The 17,913-nt window shown below is 72.6% G+C and carries 17 protein-coding genes; 9 read left to right on the forward strand and 8 right to left on the reverse strand.

Annotation, left to right across the window (positions count from 1 at the left end):
- The first annotated feature begins 10 nt into the window (after positions 1–10).
- On the forward strand, positions 11–1,261 hold the full coding sequence (locus ABZ893_RS16165) for an MFS transporter (RefSeq protein WP_361403568.1): 1,251 nt from the start codon (positions 11–13) through the stop codon (positions 1,259–1,261).
- Between the two features lie 10 nt (positions 1,262–1,271).
- Here the strand turns inward: ABZ893_RS16165 and ABZ893_RS16170 are convergent, their stop codons facing one another.
- From ABZ893_RS16170 to ABZ893_RS16185, 4 genes are all read right to left on the reverse strand, one after another.
- Positions 1,272–1,874 (reverse strand): flavin reductase family protein, encoded by a 603-nt coding sequence (locus ABZ893_RS16170; RefSeq protein WP_361403062.1) that lies wholly within the window; start codon positions 1,872–1,874, stop codon positions 1,272–1,274.
- 152 nt (positions 1,875–2,026) lie between these two features.
- The gene (locus tag ABZ893_RS16175; protein ID WP_361403065.1) at positions 2,027–2,821 is read right to left on the reverse strand and encodes an enoyl-CoA hydratase-related protein; all 795 of its coding nucleotides are present in this window, start codon (positions 2,819–2,821) and stop codon (positions 2,027–2,029) included.
- 24 nt (positions 2,822–2,845) lie between these two features.
- Complete coding sequence (locus tag ABZ893_RS16180) at positions 2,846–5,062, reverse strand: acetate--CoA ligase family protein (RefSeq protein ID WP_361403068.1); 2,217 nt, start codon at positions 5,060–5,062, stop codon at positions 2,846–2,848.
- A 201-nt stretch (positions 5,063–5,263) separates the two neighbouring features.
- Complete coding sequence (locus tag ABZ893_RS16185; protein ID WP_361403071.1) at positions 5,264–6,478, reverse strand: NAD(P)/FAD-dependent oxidoreductase; 1,215 nt, start codon at positions 6,476–6,478, stop codon at positions 5,264–5,266.
- A gap of 139 nt (positions 6,479–6,617) precedes the next feature.
- Between ABZ893_RS16185 and ABZ893_RS16190 the strand changes: the two genes are divergently transcribed.
- From ABZ893_RS16190 to ABZ893_RS16205, 4 genes are read left to right on the forward strand one after another with little or no spacing between them, the layout of a single operon-like run.
- Positions 6,618–7,070 (forward strand): DoxX family protein, encoded by a 453-nt coding sequence (locus tag ABZ893_RS16190; protein ID WP_361403073.1) that lies wholly within the window; start codon positions 6,618–6,620, stop codon positions 7,068–7,070.
- A complete protein-coding gene (locus ABZ893_RS16195) occupies positions 7,067–7,474 on the forward strand; it encodes a Zn-ribbon domain-containing OB-fold protein (protein ID WP_361403076.1) in 408 nt (135 codons plus the stop codon). Before ABZ893_RS16190 ends, ABZ893_RS16195 begins: the two co-directional genes overlap by 4 nt.
- A 54-nt stretch (positions 7,475–7,528) precedes the next feature.
- Positions 7,529–8,422: a GNAT family N-acetyltransferase gene (locus tag ABZ893_RS16200; RefSeq protein WP_361403079.1), complete on the forward strand. Its 894-nt coding sequence runs from the start codon at positions 7,529–7,531 to the stop codon at positions 8,420–8,422.
- Positions 8,419–9,003, forward strand: coding sequence for a GNAT family N-acetyltransferase (locus ABZ893_RS16205; RefSeq protein ID WP_361403082.1), 585 nt, complete (start codon positions 8,419–8,421; stop codon positions 9,001–9,003). Before ABZ893_RS16200 ends, ABZ893_RS16205 begins: the two co-directional genes overlap by 4 nt.
- 4 nt (positions 9,004–9,007) lie before the next feature.
- Here the strand turns inward: ABZ893_RS16205 and ABZ893_RS16210 are convergent, their stop codons facing one another.
- Entirely contained in the window at positions 9,008–9,652 is a 645-nt protein-coding gene (locus ABZ893_RS16210) for a pyridoxal 5'-phosphate synthase (RefSeq protein ID WP_361403085.1), read from the reverse strand.
- A gap of 98 nt (positions 9,653–9,750) precedes the next feature.
- Positions 9,751–10,932 (reverse strand): acetyl-CoA acetyltransferase, encoded by a 1,182-nt coding sequence (locus ABZ893_RS16215; protein ID WP_361403088.1) that lies wholly within the window; start codon positions 10,930–10,932, stop codon positions 9,751–9,753.
- Between the two features lie 131 nt (positions 10,933–11,063).
- Here ABZ893_RS16215 and ABZ893_RS16220 point away from each other — a divergent pair, with 131 nt between their 5' ends.
- Together ABZ893_RS16220 and ABZ893_RS16225 are read left to right on the forward strand one after the other, a co-directional pair.
- A complete protein-coding gene (locus tag ABZ893_RS16220) occupies positions 11,064–12,281 on the forward strand; it encodes an acyl-CoA dehydrogenase family protein (RefSeq protein WP_361403091.1) in 1,218 nt (405 codons plus the stop codon).
- Positions 12,281–12,763, forward strand: coding sequence for a nitroreductase family deazaflavin-dependent oxidoreductase (locus ABZ893_RS16225; RefSeq protein ID WP_361403093.1), 483 nt, complete (start codon positions 12,281–12,283; stop codon positions 12,761–12,763). The genes ABZ893_RS16220 and ABZ893_RS16225 overlap by 1 nt, the downstream gene beginning before the upstream one ends.
- A gap of 198 nt (positions 12,764–12,961) precedes the next feature.
- Here the strand turns inward: ABZ893_RS16225 and ABZ893_RS16230 are convergent, their stop codons facing one another.
- Positions 12,962–13,609, reverse strand: a complete 648-nt coding sequence (locus tag ABZ893_RS16230) for a TetR family transcriptional regulator (protein WP_361403096.1) — start codon at positions 13,607–13,609, stop codon at positions 12,962–12,964.
- Between the two features lie 487 nt (positions 13,610–14,096).
- Here ABZ893_RS16230 and ABZ893_RS16235 point away from each other — a divergent pair, with 487 nt between their 5' ends.
- On the forward strand, positions 14,097–16,448 hold the full coding sequence (locus tag ABZ893_RS16235; RefSeq protein ID WP_361403099.1) for a PQQ-binding-like beta-propeller repeat protein: 2,352 nt from the start codon (positions 14,097–14,099) through the stop codon (positions 16,446–16,448).
- A 10-nt stretch (positions 16,449–16,458) separates the two neighbouring features.
- Here ABZ893_RS16235 and ABZ893_RS16240 read toward each other — a convergent pair whose 3' ends face one another.
- Positions 16,459–17,118, reverse strand: a complete 660-nt coding sequence (locus tag ABZ893_RS16240; protein ID WP_361403101.1) for a hypothetical protein — start codon at positions 17,116–17,118, stop codon at positions 16,459–16,461.
- Between the two features lie 145 nt (positions 17,119–17,263).
- On the opposite strand from ABZ893_RS16240, the gene ABZ893_RS16245 reads away from it, so the two are divergent.
- The gene (locus tag ABZ893_RS16245; protein WP_361403104.1) at positions 17,264–17,887 is read left to right on the forward strand and encodes a hypothetical protein; all 624 of its coding nucleotides are present in this window, start codon (positions 17,264–17,266) and stop codon (positions 17,885–17,887) included.
- Positions 17,888–17,913: the final 26 nt, after the last annotated feature.

The following is a 17,913-nucleotide window of genomic DNA, read 5'->3' on the forward strand; positions in this document are numbered from 1 at the left end:
CCGCCCCCGTATCCACCGCGCCTGGTTCGTGGCGGCCGTGACCTTTGTGACGATCATCGGCGCCGCCGCCTTCCGGTCCCTGCCGGGGCTGCTGATCGACCCGCTTCACGCGGAGTTCCACTGGTCACGCGGCACCATCGGCCTCGCCGTCTCGATCAACCTCGCGCTGTACGGTCTCACCGCGCCGTTCGCCGCCGCGCTCATGGACCGGTTCGGCATCCGGCGCGTGGTCGCCGTCGCGCTCGTGATCATCGCGGCCGGCTCCGGGCTCACCGTGTGGATGCACTCGGCCTGGCAGCTTCTGCTGTGCTGGGGGCTCCTCGTCGGGCTCGGTTCCGGTTCGATGGCGCTCGCCTTCGCCGCCACCGTCACCAACCGCTGGTTCACCGCCCGGCGTGGCCTCGTGACCGGCATCCTGACCGCCGCGTCCGCGTCGGGGCAGCTCATCTTCCTGCCGCTGCTCTCCTGGATCGTCGAGAAGCACGACTGGCGGCCGGCCGCCGTGACGGTCGCGCTCGCTGCCCTCGCCGTCGTGCCCTTCGTGTGGCTGCTGCTGCGTGACCACCCCGCCGACGTGGGCGCCACGCCGTACGGCGCGCGGGAGTTCGTGCCGAAGCCGCCGCCCGTCACCGGGGCGGCCCGGCGGACCGTGGGCGTGCTGTTCAAGGCCGCCCGCACCGGCCCCTTCTGGCTGCTCGCCGGGACCTTCGCGGTGTGCGGCGCCTCCACGAACGGGCTCGTCCAGACGCACTTCGTGCCGGCCGCGCACGACCACGGGATGCCGGTCACCGCCGCCGCGTCACTGCTGGCCGTGGTGGGCGTCTTCGACGTGGTGGGGACCATCGCGTCGGGCTGGTTCACCGACCGCTTCGACGCCCGCCGCCTGCTCGCGGTGTACTACGCGCTGCGCGGGGTCTCCCTGCTGTTCCTGCCGATGCTGCTCGCGCCGTCAGTCCACCCGCCGATGATCTTCTTCATCGTCTTCTACGGGCTCGACTGGGTCGCCACCGTGCCGCCCACGCTCGCGCTGTGCCGGGAGCACTACGGCGAGGACAGCGCGATCGTGTTCGGCTGGGTGCTCGCCTCGCACCAGGTGGGCGCGGCGCTCGTGGCCTTCCTCGGCGGCGTCGCCCGTGACACGTTCGGCACGTACGACGTCGTCTGGTACGCGTCCGGCGCGCTGTGCGCCGCCGCGGCCCTGATGGCGCTGGTGATCCGGCGCCGAACGGACGGCGCCGGGCTGCTCGCCGAACCCGCCTGACCGCCGCCGCTCAGGCCTCGAAGCGGCCGAACTTGCCCTGGTGGAACAGCAGCGGCGAGCACTCGCCGTCCGCCGTGCCCAGTGCCTCGACCTTGCCCACGACGATCAGGTGGTCGCCGCCCGTGTGGACCGCGTGGATCGTGCAGTCGATCCACGCGGGCACGCCCGCGAGCACCGGCGAGCCCGTGACCGGCGTCGGGTCGTGCTCGACGCCCGCGAACTTGTCCGCGCCGCTCACCGCGAACGACCGGCACACCGTGCCCTGGTCCGCCCCCAGGATGTTCACGCAGAACACGCCCGCCGCAGCGATGCGCGGCCAGGTCGTGGACGTACGCGCCACCATGAACGCGACCAGCGGCGGGTCGAGGGACAGTGACGAGAAGGACTGGCAGGCGAAGCCCGCCGGGGGGCCGTCGGGCTCGTCCGACGGCGCCGTGACGATGGTGACGCCGGAGGCGAAGTGGCCCAGGACCCGGCGGAACTCCCCGGGATCCAGGGGCGCGCGCTCGTCCTCGCCCACCGCTCGAAGTTCCGGCCGCGGCAGTGCTTCCACCGGCTCGGCCGACGTGGGTGCGCCGACCTGCCGGAGGTACCGGACCACCGTGGCTGCCATTCCCGCATGTCCCATCACACCATCGATTGAAGCTGACGGAGTGTCAGATTGGAAGGGGTCGGGCGGGACGGATATGGGCGGACTCGGGCGGGCATGGGCCTCACCAGACCCACCCACCCCGCCCGCCCCAGCAGCCCCTGGGCCTGTCGTCCCTAGCGCCCCTCGTACGTGGCCGCGCGCCGTTCCTGGAAGCTCGCCACGCCCTCCTGGGCGTCCCGCGTCGTCATGTTGATCTCCTGCGCCGTCGCCTCCGCCGCGAACGCGGTCGCCCGGTCCGAGTCCAGGGACGCGTTCACCAGCTGCTTGGTCATGGCGATGGCGCGGGTCGGGCCGTTCGCGAGGCGCGTCGCCCACTCCTCGGCCGTCTTGCGCAGGTCCTCGTCCGGGACCGTACGGTTCACGAGGCCGAGGCGCTCCGCGTCGTGGGCGGAGAGCGCGTCGCCGAAGAACATCAGCTCCTTCGCGCGCTGCGGGCCGATGAGCCGCGGCAGCAGATACGCGCCACCGCCGTCCGGCACCAGGCCGCGCCGCACGAAGACCTCGATGAACCGGGCGGACTCCGCCGCGATCACCAGGTCGCAGGCGAGCGCCAGATGCGCGCCTATACCGGCCGCCGTCCCGTTCACCGCCGCGATCACCGGCTTCTCGCAGTCGAGGATCGCGGCCGTGAGGCGCTGCGCGCCGAGGCGGATCGTGCGGGCCACGTCGCCGGCTACACGCGGGCCTGACGCGGGCGCGCCGCGCAGGTCGGCGCCCGCGCAGAAGCCCTTGCCGGTCGCCGTGATGACGACGGCGCGCACGTCCGGGTCGGCGGAGGCGTTCCCCAGGATGTCGATGATCTCGTTGCGCTGGTCCCAGGTGAGCGCGTTCATCGCCTCGGGACGGTTGAGCGTGATCCAGGTGACGTGGTCGGTCGTCACGGACTCGATCGCCTTGGACTCGGTCATGTGTCGGCTTCCTTACCTCGGTACTCAGTGACAGACGGCCAGCGCGTCCAGGGCCACCGCGCCCTGGCCCCGGGGAAGCACCATCAGCGGGTTGATGTCCAGCTCGGCGAGGTCGTCGCCCAGTTCGAGGGCCATGCGCTGGACCCGCAGGACGACCTCCACCAGCGCGTCGAGGTCCATGGGCGGCGCGCCCCTGACCCCGTCGAGCAGAGGCCGGCCCCGCAGCTCGTCGAGCATGGCCCGCGCCTGGTCCTCCGCGAACGGCGGCACCCGCACCGCCGTGTCCCGCAGCACCTCCACGAGTACGCCGCCCAGGCCCACCGTCACCGTCGGCCCGAACAGCTCGTCCTGGGTGACCCCGACGACCATCTCGACCCCGCGCTCGACCATCTGGCACACCAGCACACCGTCCAGGTCGATGCCCTCGACCTTGGCGATGTCGGTGAGTTCCCGGTACGCGTCCCTGACCTGACTGGCCGAGGTCAGGCCGACCTTGACCAGGCCCAGTTCGGACTTGTGGGCGAGGTGGGCGCCGGACGCCTTCATGACGACGGGGTAGCCGACCTGCCCGGCCGCCCGGACCGCCGCCGCCGCGCTCGTCACCAGCTGCTCGCGCGGTACGCGGATCCCGTACGCCCGCAGGAGCTGCTTCGCGGCGTGCTCGCTGAGCTGCCGTCCCGGCCGCATCAGGGCCTGCGCCTTGCGGAACGAGGGGGACGGCGTGCGGGGCGCGTCCGTGAACGGGGATCGGTAGGAGGACGTGAACCGGTGGTGGTCCAGGTAGGCGCGGACGGCCGTGATGCAGTTCCCGAAGGTGCGGAACGTGGCGACCCGGGACGAGCCGAGCAGCGTCTCCCGGTACGCCTCCTCCGTGCCGAGGGGGGAGCCCCAGACGACGCAGACCAGCTTGTCGGTGCGCTCGGCGGCGTCCACCAGGTCCCGCGCGAGCTTGTCGCTCATGGGCGGGAACGGGCCGGTGATCGGGCAGATCAGGACGCCGACGGACGGGTCGTCCAGGATGGCGTCGATGATCTTCGGGCCGCGCCAGTCGCCCACCGGGTGGCCGCCGTTGTCGATCGGGTTGGCGACGTTCAGGTAGTCCGGGATCCACTGGTGCAGTTCCTGCTGCTTGGCCTCGGACAGCTGCGGCAGGGTCAGGCCCGCGCGGGTGGACAGGTCGGCGAAGTGCGCGCCGGTGCCGCCCGAGATCGAGTAGACCGCCACACCGTCGGCCTTCGGGGGCTTGGCCCGCGCGAGAAGCGCCGCCGTGTCCTGGAGCTCGTCGAGACCGTCCACGCGGATCACGCCGAACTGCCGCATCGCCGCGTCGACCACGGTGTCCGCGCCGGTCAGCTTGCCGGTGTGCGAAGCCGCCATACGGGCGCCGGTCTCGGTGCGGCCGACCTTGACCGCGACGACCGGGACGCCGTTGCGCGCGGCACGGTCCGCCGCGAGCAGGAAGGCGCGGCCGTCCTTGAGGCCCTCCACGTAGGCGGCGATCGCGCCGACCTCCGGGCGCTCGGCGAAGTACGAGATGAAGTCCGCCGTCTCCAGGTCCGCCTCGTTGCCCGTGGGCGCCCAGTGCGAGAGCCGAACTCCCAGCTCCTGGAGGGTGTAGAGGGGGCGGCCCTGGTGGCCGGACTGCGTGATGAGGGCGATCGCGGGGCCGTCCAGGTCCTCGCGGAACTCGGAGAACGCGTTCAGGTTCGTGTTCGGGCCGAGCAGGCGCAGGCCCGAGCGGCTGACCGCCTCGGACAGCCGCGTCTGCGCGGCCGCGCCCTCCTCGCCGGTCTCCGCGAAGCCGGACGCGAACGCGACCGCGAACTTCACCTTGGCCTGCGCCAGTTCCTCGATGACCGGCAGCGGGTCCGACACGAGCAGCACGGCCAGATCGACGGTCTCGGGCAGCGCGGCGATGTTCGGCGAACACGGGATGCCGAAGACGGTCTCGCGCTTGGGGTGTACGGGGTGGAGGCGGGCGCCCACGCGCTCGGCCCAGGTGATGAGCTGGCGCGTGATGCCCGTGTTCGGGCGGCCCTCGGCGTCGGACGCGCCGATGACCGCTATCGATTCGGGCCGGAAGAAACGGTCCAGGTCGGGCACCTCGCGGTGCAGTGGCCTGCCGCTCACGTCCAGGTCCTCCGCCCTGCCGTGCACGACGTGTGCCGGCTGCTCGCCGCAGGCGATCGTGCGGGCCGCGCGGGGGTCGGTGGTCAGGGTGCCGTATGTCGATCCAAGCATGACGCTGCCCGCTCCTCGACTCGTGTCAGAACTGACGAAGTGTCAGATTACTAACTGACGTGCCGTCAGGAACAGGGGCTTTGGCGAAGGGTTTTGTGTGCGGCTTCGGTGGGGGCCGGTCGCGCAGTTCCCCGCGCCCCTAGAAGGCTTGCGGCTTCGCCGCGCCTTCATCGGGGAAATGCCGCCCGCAGGGCGTGCATTTCAGGGGCGCGGGGCTGTGTCCATCAGCGGCTCCGCCGCGGGGCGCGACCAGCCCCCACCGGACCCGCGCGTGACAGCCCTGGCAATGCGCCGGGCGTCGAGCGCCAGTTCGCGAAGCATCCCGCTCAGCGGATTCGTGTAACCGGTGAAGTAGAGGCCGGGCGCGGACCGGTGGGGGCGGCCGCCGCGCGTGGCCGGGCGACCCGTCTCGTCCAGCACGCCCAGGTGGCCGACCAGGTTCTCCAGGGCGCGGACGTAACCCGTTGCCGCGATCACCACGTCGGAGACGACCCGCGTGCCGTCCGCCAGGACCACCTTGTCGTCGTCGAACGACTCGACGGCCGCGACCGGTTCGACCTTGCCCGCCTGGATCGCGTCGATCAGGCCGACGTCCTGCACGGGGATCGCACCCTCCCGCGCCCGCGAGTAGAGGCCCGTCGTGGGCCTGGGCAGCCCCCGCTCCGACAGGTCGGGGACGGCGAGCCGCGCCATGGGCCGGGCCAGGGCGTCCACGAGACGTACGGGGAGCCGGCGGCACAGGATGCCGTTCAGCTGCGCCGGCCACCCGGCCGTGGAGCGGCGCACGATGTGCGGCGCCGTGCGCACCGCGAGCCGGACCCGGGCCGCGCCGCCCTCGGCGAGGTCGACGGCGATCTCGGCGCCGGTGTTGCCCACCCCCACGACCAGGACGTCCCGGCCCTCGTACGGCCCGGCGTTCCGGTACTCGCTCGCGTGCAGGAGATCGCCCGCGTACGAGGCGCGGCCCGGCCAGTCCGGGAGGCGCGGGGTGTGGTTGAAGCCGGTGGCCACCACCACGGCACGCGCCGCCAGTTCGCGGCCGCCCGAGGCGCGCACCAGCCAGCCGTCGTCCGTCCGCTCCACCCGCGACACCTCGACGCCGGTGACGATCTCCAGCTCGTGGTGCTCGGCGTACATCTCCAGGTAGCGCACCACGTCGTCCCGGGACACCCAGCGGCCGAAGGCGCGCGGGATGGCCAGGCCGGGCAGCGCGGACAGCGTGCGGGTGGTGTGCAGATGGAGGCGGTCGTAGTGGCGGCGCCAGGACGCGGCGACGCGGTCCGACTTCTCCAGGACCACCGCCCGTACGCCGCGCCTGCGCAGCGCCGCGGCCACGGCGAGGCCGCCGGGGCCGCCGCCGATGACGTACACCGGGCGGTCCTGGGGGCGGGCTGCGGGCGCGGGCGAGGTGACCATGAGTCGGAGAGTAATCACGCCTCGTCGTGCTGGGTCACTGAATCGGTTGCGGATTCATCACGGCGTCCACCCCCTTGCGAGCGGGCCCCTCATGCGCTGAACTGACGTACCGTCAGAAACGGAAAGGAGGGCCCCGGTCGTGGACTCGATCTGGCTCGACGGCGCCGAATGGCTCGCCGTACTGCGCATAGGCCTCGGACTGTGGTGGCTGGAGAGCTGGCGGCACAAGGACAAGAAGGGCTGGTTCGAGCGGGGGACCGGCATCGCCTGGGCCGCCGACGTCGCCGCCAAGCACAAGTGGAACGCCGTGCGCAGCGGCTTCGACACCGTCGTCAAGCCCCGGCCGAAGACGATGGCGTACATCGTCGTCTACGCCGAACTGGCCCTGGGCCTCGGACTCGTGGTCGGCCTGCTGACCCCGGTCGCCCTCGTCGGAGGGCTGCTCCTCAACCTCCTGTACCTGGTGCTGATGATCCACGACTGGGCCGAGCAGGGACAGAACGCGATGATGGCGCTCATCTCGCTGGTGGCGCTCTTCGCCATGTCCTGGCAGGTCTGGTCCCTCGACGCGGCGATCGGACTCTTCCTGTGACCGTACGGTTCGACCTTCCCGAGCCCGATGCCTTCACCAAGCCCTTCTGGGACGGGGCGGCCGACGGGGCGCTGATGGTGCGCCGCTGCGGTGCGTGCGGGCGCGCCCATCACTATCCGCGCGAGTTCTGCCCGCACTGCTGGAGCGAGGACGTGACGTGGGAGCGGGCCTCCGGTGACGCCGTGCTCTACACGTGGTCCGTCGTCCACCGCAACGACCTGCCGCCCTTCGGCACCCGCACCCCGTACGTCGCGGCCGTCGTCGACCTCGCGGAAGGGCCGCGGATGATGACGGAGATCGTGGACGTGGAGGAGGCCGACCTGCGGGTGGGGATGCCGCTCACTGTCACGTTCCGGGAGGCCGAGGAGTTCTCGGTGCCTGTGTTCCGGTCGCGGGCTGAGTAGACCCGGGCCGTATTTGGGTCGCGGGCCCGAGGGGTCCGGCGGCATCATGCGGGCATGACTGGGGACTCCGGGGCCGGCTGGCTTCTCACCGGCGACGCCGACGACTTCCTGGCCCGCGCGGGCGCGTACCTGCGGGCCGACCCCGCGCTGCACACCGTCACGCTGAGCGTCACCGCGAGCCTGCGCGAGAGCGGGCTCGCGGCGTACGGCGCCCGGCACCAGCTCTTCGGCGTGCTCTACGGGCCGGACGGCCGCGTGGACGGCACGTTCCTGTGGACCGAGCCCTTCCGGCTCAACATCAGCCCCCTGGACCGGGTCCAGGCCGACGCGCTCGCCGTCGCGCTCCAAGGGCGCGAGCCCTCAGGAGTGTTCGGGCCCGACGACGCCGCGGCCGCCTTCGCCGACGCCTGGCGGGCCCGGACCGGAGCCGGGGTCCGGCGCGCGATCGAGCAGCGCCTCTTCCGACTGGACGAGTTCACCCCGCCCGAGCCGGCCCCCGCCGGACGCCCCCGCGTCGCCACCACGGCGGACCTCGAACTCGTCACGCGTTGGCGCGACGACTTCGACGCCGAACTCGGCACCTTCGTCGGCGGCTCGCAGAGCTGGGCCGACGAACGGATCTCGTACGGCGGCATCACCTTCTGGGAGAGCGCGGACGGCACGCCCCTCTCCCTGGCCGGAGTGACCCGCGAGTCCGCCGGAGCGGTCCGCGTCGGGCCCGTCTACACCCCGCAGGACCTGCGCGGGCGCGGCTACGGGGGAGCGGTCACCGCCGAGGTCAGCCAGGCCGCACTCGCCGCGGGCGCGCGCGAGGTGCTGCTCTTCACGGACCTCGCCAACCCGACCAGCAACGCCCTCTACCAGCGCATCGGCTACCGTCCGGTGCGCGACTTCGACGTGTACGCCTTCACCGACCCCAGCCACCCTCCGACGAGCGAGTCCTCATGACCGGAATGACAGAAATCCCCGAGACCCGCGGCCACGGGCTGCACCTGCGTGCCTGGCGCGTCGGCGACGAAGGGGACGCCGACGCCGTGCTGAAGGGGCTCACCGATCCGGAGTTCCGGCGCTGGAACACCCCGCTCACCCCCGTCGACGACCTCGCCGGCGCCCGCCGCTACCTGCTCAAGCGCAGCCGGCTGACGGAGAGCGGCGACGCGGTGGCGTGCGCGGTCGCCGACGACAGTACGGGGGAGGTGCTCGGGAGTATCGGCCTCAGCGTGATCAACCCCGTTTTCCGTACGGCGATCGTCGGTTACTGGGTGCTGCCCGAGGCGCGCGGGTGCGGGGTCGCGACCCGGGCGCTGAGCCTCGTGTCCCGGCTCGGGTTCGGTGAACTCGGCCTGTACCGGATCGAACTCGGGCACGCCGTCGGCCATGAGGTGTCCTGCCGGGTCGCCGAGCGCGGCGGCTACGGGCACGAGGGCACGCTGCGGGGCGCGATGTTCGAGGCTGGTACGCAGGACGCGTTCCGGGACGTGCACCTGCACGCACGCCTCGCGACCGACCCCGAGCCCGACGTGGTTTAAGAGATCACGGCCAGAGCAGTTCCCGTACCCATCCAGAGCCCTCGGCGCGGTACCTGAGGCGGATGTGGCGGCGGCGGGCGTCGCCCTGGAAGAACTCCACCTCGCGCGGGACCAGCGCGTACGCCGTCCAGGTCGGGGCGAACGCGTCGGGCTCGGCCTGCGCGCGCTCCCAGGCGGTGACGGACGCGTCCTCCAACTCGCCCAGCGAGCCGAGGACTTCGCTCTGGTGGCCGACGAGGGCCGCCGCGAGCGCGCCGGTCGAGCGGACGTGCAGGTCGGCCTGGCTCTCCTCGGGCGTGGCCGCCGTGACGTCACCGCGGACGCGGATCTGGCGGCCCTGCGCGGGCCAGTAGAAGCCGAGCGCGGCCCTCGGGTCGGCGGCGAGCTGGCGGCCCTTGGCGCTGCCCGCGTGCGAGGCGAAGTGGAAGCCCGTCTCGTCGGCGCCGTGCAGCATCACCGTACGGACGTCGGGCAGGCCGTCCTCGTCCACGGTCGCGAGCGACATGGTGTGCGGCTCGGTCTGGCCCGCGGCGGCGGCCGACCGGAACCACTCGACGAAGAGGGGGAGCGGGGCCGCCGGGGCCTGCGACGGGTCGAACGCGGGCAGCTCGGTGTCCCAGACGCGCAGGGACTTCAGGAGTTCTTCCATGCGTCGATTCTGGGGGGAGCCGCCCGGCCGCCCGGCGCACGCCCCTCGCCACGTGCCGAAACCACGTGCCGAAACCACGTGCCGAACTACGTGCCGAACTACGTGCCGAGCACAACCGTTCCCGACGAGCAGAACCAGCCGCCCGTGCCGGACGCGACCGCCAGCTTCGGCAGCCGGCCGCCCTCCTTGCGCACCTGGTGCTCGCCGGCCTCGCCGCGCAGCTGCCGTACCGCCTCCACCAGGAGGAACAGGCCGCGCATCCCCGGATGCTGGGCGGAGAGGCCGCCGCCGTCCGTGTTCGTGGGGAGTGCGCCGTCCCGGAGCAGGCGGCCCTTCTCGACGAACGACCCGCCCTCGCCCTTGGCGCAGAACCCGAGGTCCTCCAGGGTCACCAGGGTCATGTAGGTGAAGGCGTCGTAGATCTCGGCGATGTCGATCTCGTCGGGGGTGACGCCCGCCCGCTCGAAGGCGAGCTTGCCGCTGACGGCCGCCGGGGACACCGTGAAGTCGTCCCACTCGGACATCGTCGTGTGCGACACGTGCTCGCCGGAGCCGAGCACCCACACCGGGTCCTTCGCGCAGTCCGGGAGCAGGTCCTCGGCGACGAGCAGCACGGCGGCGCCGCCGTCGGAGCGGATGCAGCAGTGCAGCTTGGTGAAGGGGTCCGCGATCATCGGGCCGTCGAGCACGTCGTCGACGGTGATCGGGTCGCGGAACATGGCCTCGGGGTTGAGCGCCGCGTTCGCGCGCGCCTGCACGGCGATCTCGGCCATCTGCTCAAGCGTCGTGCCGTACTCGTGCATGTGGCGGCGGGCGGCCATCGCGTACTTGGCGATCAGGGAGTGCCCGTAGGGGACCTCGAACTGGAGGGGGCCGCGGGCGCCGAAGCTGAGGTTCGACGTGCGGCGCTTGGCCTTGATGTCGGCGCGGGCGGTCGAGCCGTAGACGAGGAGGACCGCGCGGGCGTGGCCCTGGGCGATGGCGTCCGCGGCGTGCGCGGCCATCACCTCCCAGGTGGAGCCGCCGACCGAGGTCGAGTCCACCCAGGTGGGTTTGAGGCCGAGGTACTCGGCGACCTCGACGGGCGCGAGGATGCCGAGGCCCGCGCTGGCGAAGCCGTCGATCACGTCGGGGGTGAGGCCCGCGTCGGCGACGGCCCGGCGGGCGGCCTGGGCGTGCAGCGCGTACGGGGTGGCCTCGTCCACCTTCCCGCAGTCGGAGAGGGCGATGCCGGCGATGGCGACCCGGCGGGAACCTTGCGGTCGGGGTGCGGCAGTCATAAATCTGACGGTACATCAGATTTAGCGGAACGGAAGAAGAAAAGTCTGGGCAATGCGCGGTCGCGGTCCTAACATGACGCCCCGTCAGAAATGGGGTCCGGGTCCGCCGGGCCCACAGGGGAGGAGCCCGTATGGACGCCGCCTTCACAGCGGAACAGGACGAGATCCGCCGCACCCTGCACGAACTCATGAACAAGCGCTGCGGGCCCGACGACGTCAAGGCCGCGGTCGCCACCGACGCCGGATACGACCCGGCCCTGTGGTCGGCCCTCGGGAGCGAGCTGGGCCTGCCCGGCCTCGTCCTCCCCGAGACGTACGGCGGAGCCGGCTGCGGAACCACCGAACTCGCCCTGGCCTGCGAGGAGTCGGGCCGGGCCCTCGCCCCGACACCGCTCCTGGCCACCGCGGCACTCGCCGCCCCCCTCGTCCTCGCCCTGGGCTCCGAGGAACAGCGCGCCGAACTGCTGCCCCGCATCGCCTCCGGCGACCTCACCGCCACGCTCGCCGTACCCGGCGAAGGCCTCGCCACCGCGCTCGGCCTCACCGGCGACAACCGGGGCGACTGGTCCGGCGGCGGCCGCGCGGGCGGCATCCAGGCCCGCCCGTCCGGCGACGCCGACGGCGGCTGGCGGCTCTACGGGCAGGCCGACCAGGTCCTCGACGGGCACAGCGCCGGGCTCCTCGTCGTCGCCGCCCACACCGGCGGCTTCGCCCGCTCGCGCACCCTCCTCTTCCTCGTACGCGGGGACAGCGAGGGCGTGGTCAGGACGCGGCAGACGTCTCTCGACGAGACCCGGCCCCGGGCGCGGGTCGAACTGCGGGACGTGGCCGCCGAGTTGCTCGGGTCCGGCGACAGCGACCAGGTGGCCGCCGCCCTCGCGGCCACCGGTGACGCCGCCGCCACCGTGCTCGCCGCCGAGGCCGTCGGTGCTGCCGCGCGCGCCGTGGAACGGACCGTCGAGCATGTACGGGAACGCGAGCGGTCCGCGCGCCCGACCGGCCCCTTCGAGGCGGTCAGGCTCCGCCTCGCCGACGTGTACGTACAGGTGCGGGCGGCGCGCTCGGCCGCCTACTACGCGGCCTTCGCCGCCGGATCGGGCGACGGCGGATCCGGTGACGGCGGACGGGCCGGCGGGCTCGCGCTCGCCCAGGCCCTGGAAGCGCTGCGCACCGCCGCCTCCGAGGCCGTACAGCTCCACGGAAGCGGCGGCTCCACCGGCGAGCACGACGCGGACCTCTATCTCAAGCGCGCGACGGGCGACGAACTGCTCTTCGGCCCCATTCACCTGCTCCGGGCGCGGGCCGCCGAGTCCGCCGAGCTCTTCACCCACCAGGAGGTGGCGGTCTGATGGCACAAGCCGGGACCAAGCTGATGCAGAAGGTGTCCTCGACCCGCGCCTTCGCCCGCGTCGCCCCGCACTTCATCCCCGCGATGGACCGCACGGTGCACAAGCTCACCAAGGGAAAGGTGCTGCTCAGCGCCCGGATGCTGCCCGGGGTCGTGCTGACCGCGCGCGGCGCGAAGAGCGGGCTGCCCCGCAGTACGCCACTCGCGTGTATGCCCGAGAAGGAGGCCGGCACCTGGCTGCTCATCGGGTCCAACTTCGGGCGCCCCGGGCACCCCGCCTGGACCGGGAACCTGCTGGCCCATCCGGACGCCGACATCAACTGGAAGGGCGAGGACGTCCCCGTCACCGCCCGGCTGCTCGAATCCACCGAGCGCGAGGAGGCGTGGGCGGCGGCGCTGAAGTTCTGGCCGCCGTACGCGGCGTACCAGGCGCGGATCGACCGGGAGATCCGGTTGTTCCGGCTGGAGCGGCGGGCTTCCTAGGGGGCCTGGGGGTTTAGTGGGCCGGGCCGCGAGGGGCCGGTCGGGCGGCGCGGGTCTCAGGAGGTCCGGGACGCAGCAGCGGCGGTTCACGTCCGAGACGCGAACCGCCGCTGCCCGACAGGACCTGAGAACCCTTACGGGTCACCTGGCGGCTGCCCCGGCACGCGCCGGGGCCGGCCGCCTTCGGCTTTCATGGCGCTATTTCGTCGGCTTCTTGCCCGTGACGCCGAGATGCACCAACAGAGCGAGATTGGGCTTGAGTTCCGCCTGCTTCACGCCCCAGGACTGGAAGCCCTTCTGGTGCGAGGAGACCGCCGCGAGCATCGCGACGAGCGATCCGGCGATCGCCGCCGGGCTCACGTCCTTGTCGACCTTGCCCTTGGCCTGGAGCTCCTTGACCGTGTCCGTAAGGGAGTTGGTCACGGAGTTCAGGATCTTCATGCGGATCTTGTAGAAGCGCTTGTCACCCTCGGCCGCGCCGAGGTCGACGACGCGCAGGATCGCGTCGTTCTTGCGCCAGAACTCGAGAAATCCGTCCACGAGCTCCTGGGCGGTCTGCCAGCCGGCCTTGCCGACCCATGAGCGGCCGGCGAGGAGCTCGGTCAACCCGGCGCCCTCCGTGGCCATTTGCTCGGCGATCTCCAGGACAGCGCCCTCGACGTCCGGGAAATACTGGTAGAAGGTCGCCGGTGAGGTGCCTGCCTTCCGGGCGACATCAATGACTTTGACGTCCCGGTAGGGCGAGGAGCTGAGCATTTCGCCGAGGCACTCCAGCAGCTTCTGACGCGTCGCCTGACCACGCCGTCCGGCCACGCGGCCGTCGACGGTACGTACTTGTCCTGTCATGCCGTCAGCTTACCGACGGGTGATCGGAGCGCGATTCGGCCGAGTGCAAATGGGGTTGGGGGATCCGGCACTCGGGTTGGCGGGGGGTCTTCGGGCTGGTCCGGGACGGGTTCGTGAGGGGTTCGTGAGGGGAGGGGCCGCGTGAGATATCAACAGCCTGTGGAAAACCCGGTGGATAAAAGCGGGCGGGTGTTCGATTCGCTCGGGCGGGGGCCGCGAGCGAGGCGGGCGCACCCTGCGGACGAGGAAAGGGCACCCTGCGACCGGGGCAGGCGCACCCCGCGACCGGGGCAGGCGCACCCCGCGAGCGAGGTGGCCGCACCCCGTAATACTCCTCCTTGTCCGTGACACCCAGATTTGCCCCCGTGTTCGCATCCGGGGCTGCGTACAGGAGAATCAGGGTGCGCGCCGCCATCCGGCTTCGGTGGTGAGACGCTGACCGGGGACTGTGACCGAACCCGGTCCCGTACGGGGAGGTGGCAGGCAAGTGGTGGATCAGCTGACGCAGCACGATCCGAGGCGGATCGGCCCGTTCGAGGTCCTGGGACGGCTCGGCGCCGGCGGCATGGGGCTCGTCTATCTCGCGCGCTCGGCGTCCGGCCGGCGTGTGGCGATCAAGACCGTGCGGACCGAACTCGCCGAGGACCAGCTCTTCCGCGTCCGCTTCACCCGCGAGGTGGAGGCGGCCCGCGCCGTCTCCGGTTTCTACACGGCCGCCGTCGTCGACGCCGACCCGCGCGCCGCCGTGCCGTGGCTCGCCACCGCCTACGTCCCCGCGCCCTCCCTCGAAGAAATAGTGAACGAGTGCGGGCCCCTCCCGGCCCAGGCGGTGCGCTGGCTCGCCGCCGGTATCGCCGAGGCCCTCCAGTCCATCCACGGCGCCGGCCTCGTGCACCGCGACCTCAAGCCGTCGAACGTGCTCGTCGTCGAGGACGGCCCCCGCGTCATCGACTTCGGCATCGCGTCCGGCGTCTCCAACACGCGCCTGACCATGACGAACGTCGCCGTCGGCACACCCGCGTACATGTCGCCCGAGCAGGCCAAGGACTCCCGGAGCGTCACCGGGGCCTCCGACGTCTTCTCCCTCGGTTCCACCCTCGTCTTCGCCGCCACCGGACACGCCCCCTTCCACGGCGCGAACCCCGTCGAGACCGTCTTCATGCTGCTGCGCGAAGGCCCCGACATCGAGGGCCTGCCCGCCGAGCTGCGGCCCCTCATCGAGTCCTGTATGCAGATGGACGCCCCGCTGCGGCCCTCGCCCGCGGACCTCCAGGCCCAGCTCGCCCCCCACCTCTTCGGCTCCGGCAGCGACGACAGCGGCACCGCATCCGCGTGGCTGCCCGAGCGCTCCGTCGCCCTCATCGAGGAGCGCCGCGGCGGCCGCCCGCCGGTCAGGACGAACGGCACCGGACGCGCCTCCAACGGCGGCCGCGGCCCCATGCCCGCCATGCCCGCCCAGCCCCCCGGCCCGCCGCCGAGCGTCGCCCCCGACAGCTGGCGCCCGGCCCCCGCCCCCGACGGCGGGCCCGTACGCCTCGCCGGAGCCCGCGTCCCGATCGGCCCCGGGCCCCGTGTCGCCGACGCCCGCGCCGCCGCCGTGAAGGCACCGCCCCCCGTCGCCGGCCTCGCCGCGACCTGGTCCCGGCCCAAGCCCGGCACGGGCGCCGGCGCACCCGAACCCGGTGTGCCCGCGCCCGCCCCCGAGGCCGGTGCCGCCTGGCGGCCCTGGCGCTTCCGCATGTCGAACGACGTGTGGGGCACCCCCGCCGTCGCCGACGACCTCGTCTACGTGACCTCTTTCGAGGTACACGCCCTCGACGTGTCCACCGGCCGGCGCCGCTTCAAGACCCGCGACGTCGCCTGGTCCATGGCCGTCACCGACGGCCGCATCCACGCCTCCGACGGGCCCACCCTCTACGCGCTCGACGCCCGCGAGGGCCACGACCTGTGGCGCCTCCAGTCCGACGCCTGGGTGTACTCGCTCAGCGCCGACCACGGCACCGTCGTCACCGGCACCCGAGGCGGCGGCGTCCAGGCCTGGGAAGCCGTCAACGGCGACAAGCTCTGGGAGCTCACCGGCGCGCAGACCGACTTCGAGTCCCCGGTCGCCGGACCCGTCATCCACGACGGCACGGTCTACGTCTGGAAGGACGCCCGGCTGCGCGCCCTGGAGGCCCGGACCGGCGAGGAGCGCTGGTCGTACCCGATCGGCGACGCGGCCTCCTGCGGCGGCGTCCCCGTCCGCCTGACCCAGGCGTCCGACGGTTACGTCTATGTGGCGGCCGGGACCCGCGTCCTGTCGATCGACGTCGCGAGCGGCCATGTCCGCTGGCACTTCGAGGCGCCCGCCGTGTTCCTCTGCCCGCCCGCGTTCGTCCCCGGCCCGGCCGTCACCGGCGGCGGCGTCTATCTCGCCGACCACCTCGGCACGGTCTACGCCCTCGACGCCACCGACGGCCGCGACCGCTGGCGCATCGCGACCGAACCCCGCCCGTCCTCCGTCGAACCGGTCCTCGTCGCGCACGGCCACGTCCACGTGGGCAGCGGCCAGGGCCTCTACACCCTGGACGCGGTCACGGGCACGCCCAAGTGGCGGTTCCAGGCGGGCGGCGAGGTCGTCGGCTCACCCGTCGTCGCCGACAACCGCATCCACTTCGGCGCCACCGACCACCTCCTCTACACCCTCAAGGCCGACGACGGCCGGCTCCGCTGGAAGCTCGCCACGGGCGGCGAGATCACCGGCTCGCCCGTCGTGAAGGACGGCGTCGTGTACGCGTGCAGCAAGGACCGCTGCGTGTACGCGCTCGACGCGGAGAAGGGGACGGGGACGGCTCGCTAGCGCGGGCTCGCTAGCGCGGGCGGGGCGGCGGCTGCTCGTCGGGCGGCTCGCCGTGCGGGTGCTGCGGCTCGCCGTACGGGGGCAGGGGCTCTCCGTAGGGGTACGGCGGTTCCGGGTACGGGGGCTGGTCGGCGTACGGCTGGAGCGGGCCCTCCAGGGTGGGCGGGCCCGCCTCCATCGTGGGCGGGGGGCCGTGGTCGGCGGTGGGCGGGGGACCGTGGTCGACGTACTCGGGGAGCCGGGGCGCAGGCCTGCGGCGGCCGCTCATCACCGCCGCGCCGATCAGCATCAGTACCCCGCCGCCGAAAGCGAGCGCCACCCCGAGGCCGAGCCCCGAACCGTCGCCGCTCACGACCATCCGGCCCTCGAACTGCCCCACCCGCACCATCCACAGCACGGTGAACCCGAGCGCCAGCACGCCCGCGCACGCCACAGCCGGCCGCGACCGGAGGACCACCCCGGCCAGCGCGATGGCGGCGGCCACGAGAAACGGCAGGAACACGGAACCGAACAGCTGCGCGCGGGCGTCCGTCACACCGGCACCCGAGAACAGGTCACCGAGGCGGTACGAGCGCCCGTGACGGCCGTCGTACCACGCACGGAAGGGGCTGTAGACGACGGCCGCCGCTCCGACGAGAGCGAGGAACGACCCCAGGACGTTGCGGACCATGCGCAGCCTCCCGTGGGTGCGGCCCGGTGCGGCTCTCGGTCCCGACGCTACGCCCGCGGAAGAGCCCGTGCCAGCGGCACTGCTACGGTTTCGGGCTGCCGGACGGCACATGATCGATCATCACAACCATCGGGGGAGACACAGGATGCTGCGACGAGGGCTGAAGCTCACGGCACTGGCGACCGTGGTCGTACTCGCACTGACCGGGTTCTCGAGCCGCGGCCACGGCGGGTCCGGCAAGAGCAGGGGCGGCGGCAGCCACTGGAGCAGCGGCCACAGCGGCGGCGGCTGCTCCAGCTCGAAGCAGGACCACGACTCCTCGTCGTCGTACTCGTCCTCCGGCGGTTCGAGCTACGGCGACGACCACGACTCGTACGGCAGCTCGGGCAGCTCGGGTTACTCCTCGACTTCGGGGTCCTCGGGGTCCTCCGGCTACACGTCCGGTGGGTACAACCACCGGCGCCCCACCCACACGCCCAGCAGCACGTCGGGGAGCGGGCGGAGCGACGACATGACGTCCCAGCTCCTGAAGTGCGCGACGCCCAGCACTCCGTACGCGACGGTCGAGCTCAGGAACCGCGGCAGCCGGGACGGCCGGTACAACCTGACCGTCCGCTTCAAGGACGTGAACGACCTGACGGTCATCGAGCGGACGCAGATCATCACCGTCCCGGCCAACGGCCGCAAGGTCGCCAAGGTCTACCCCGGCGGCGGCGACACCCTGGTCCAGTCGATCGACCACTGCGCGGTCGAGGGCTACCGGAACTGACCAGGCCGCCCCTTTCCAGGCCGGAG

It is taken from the genome of Streptomyces sp. NPDC046821 (assembly GCF_040645335.1).
Taxonomy (GTDB): Bacteria; Actinomycetota; Actinomycetes; order Streptomycetales; family Streptomycetaceae; genus Streptomyces.

Excerpts from the sequence above, each read along its gene's own strand:
- ABZ893_RS16240 (WP_361403101.1), bottom strand. The coding sequence starts at position 17,118 with ATGGTCCGCAACGTCCTGGGGTCGTTCCTCGCTCTCGTCGGAGCGGCG.
- ABZ893_RS16180 (WP_361403068.1), bottom strand. The coding sequence starts at position 5,062 with ATGCTTGGATCGACATACGGCACCCTGACCACCGACCCCCGCGCGGCC.
- ABZ893_RS16170 (WP_361403062.1), bottom strand. The coding sequence starts at position 1,874 with ATGGCAGCCACGGTGGTCCGGTACCTCCGGCAGGTCGGCGCACCCACG.
- ABZ893_RS16200 (WP_361403079.1), top strand. The coding sequence starts at position 7,529 with ATGACTGGGGACTCCGGGGCCGGCTGGCTTCTCACCGGCGACGCCGAC.
- ABZ893_RS16215 (WP_361403088.1), bottom strand. The coding sequence starts at position 10,932 with ATGACTGCCGCACCCCGACCGCAAGGTTCCCGCCGGGTCGCCATCGCC.
- ABZ893_RS16205 (WP_361403082.1), top strand. The coding sequence starts at position 8,419 with ATGACCGGAATGACAGAAATCCCCGAGACCCGCGGCCACGGGCTGCAC.
- ABZ893_RS16210 (WP_361403085.1), bottom strand. The coding sequence starts at position 9,652 with ATGGAAGAACTCCTGAAGTCCCTGCGCGTCTGGGACACCGAGCTGCCC.
- ABZ893_RS16185 (WP_361403071.1), bottom strand. The coding sequence starts at position 6,478 with ATGGTCACCTCGCCCGCGCCCGCAGCCCGCCCCCAGGACCGCCCGGTG.
- ABZ893_RS16220 (WP_361403091.1), top strand. The coding sequence starts at position 11,064 with ATGGACGCCGCCTTCACAGCGGAACAGGACGAGATCCGCCGCACCCTG.
- ABZ893_RS16230 (WP_361403096.1), bottom strand. The coding sequence starts at position 13,609 with ATGACAGGACAAGTACGTACCGTCGACGGCCGCGTGGCCGGACGGCGT.
- ABZ893_RS16245 (WP_361403104.1), top strand. The coding sequence starts at position 17,264 with ATGCTGCGACGAGGGCTGAAGCTCACGGCACTGGCGACCGTGGTCGTA.
- ABZ893_RS16175 (WP_361403065.1), bottom strand. The coding sequence starts at position 2,821 with ATGACCGAGTCCAAGGCGATCGAGTCCGTGACGACCGACCACGTCACC.
- ABZ893_RS16225 (WP_361403093.1), top strand. The coding sequence starts at position 12,281 with ATGGCACAAGCCGGGACCAAGCTGATGCAGAAGGTGTCCTCGACCCGC.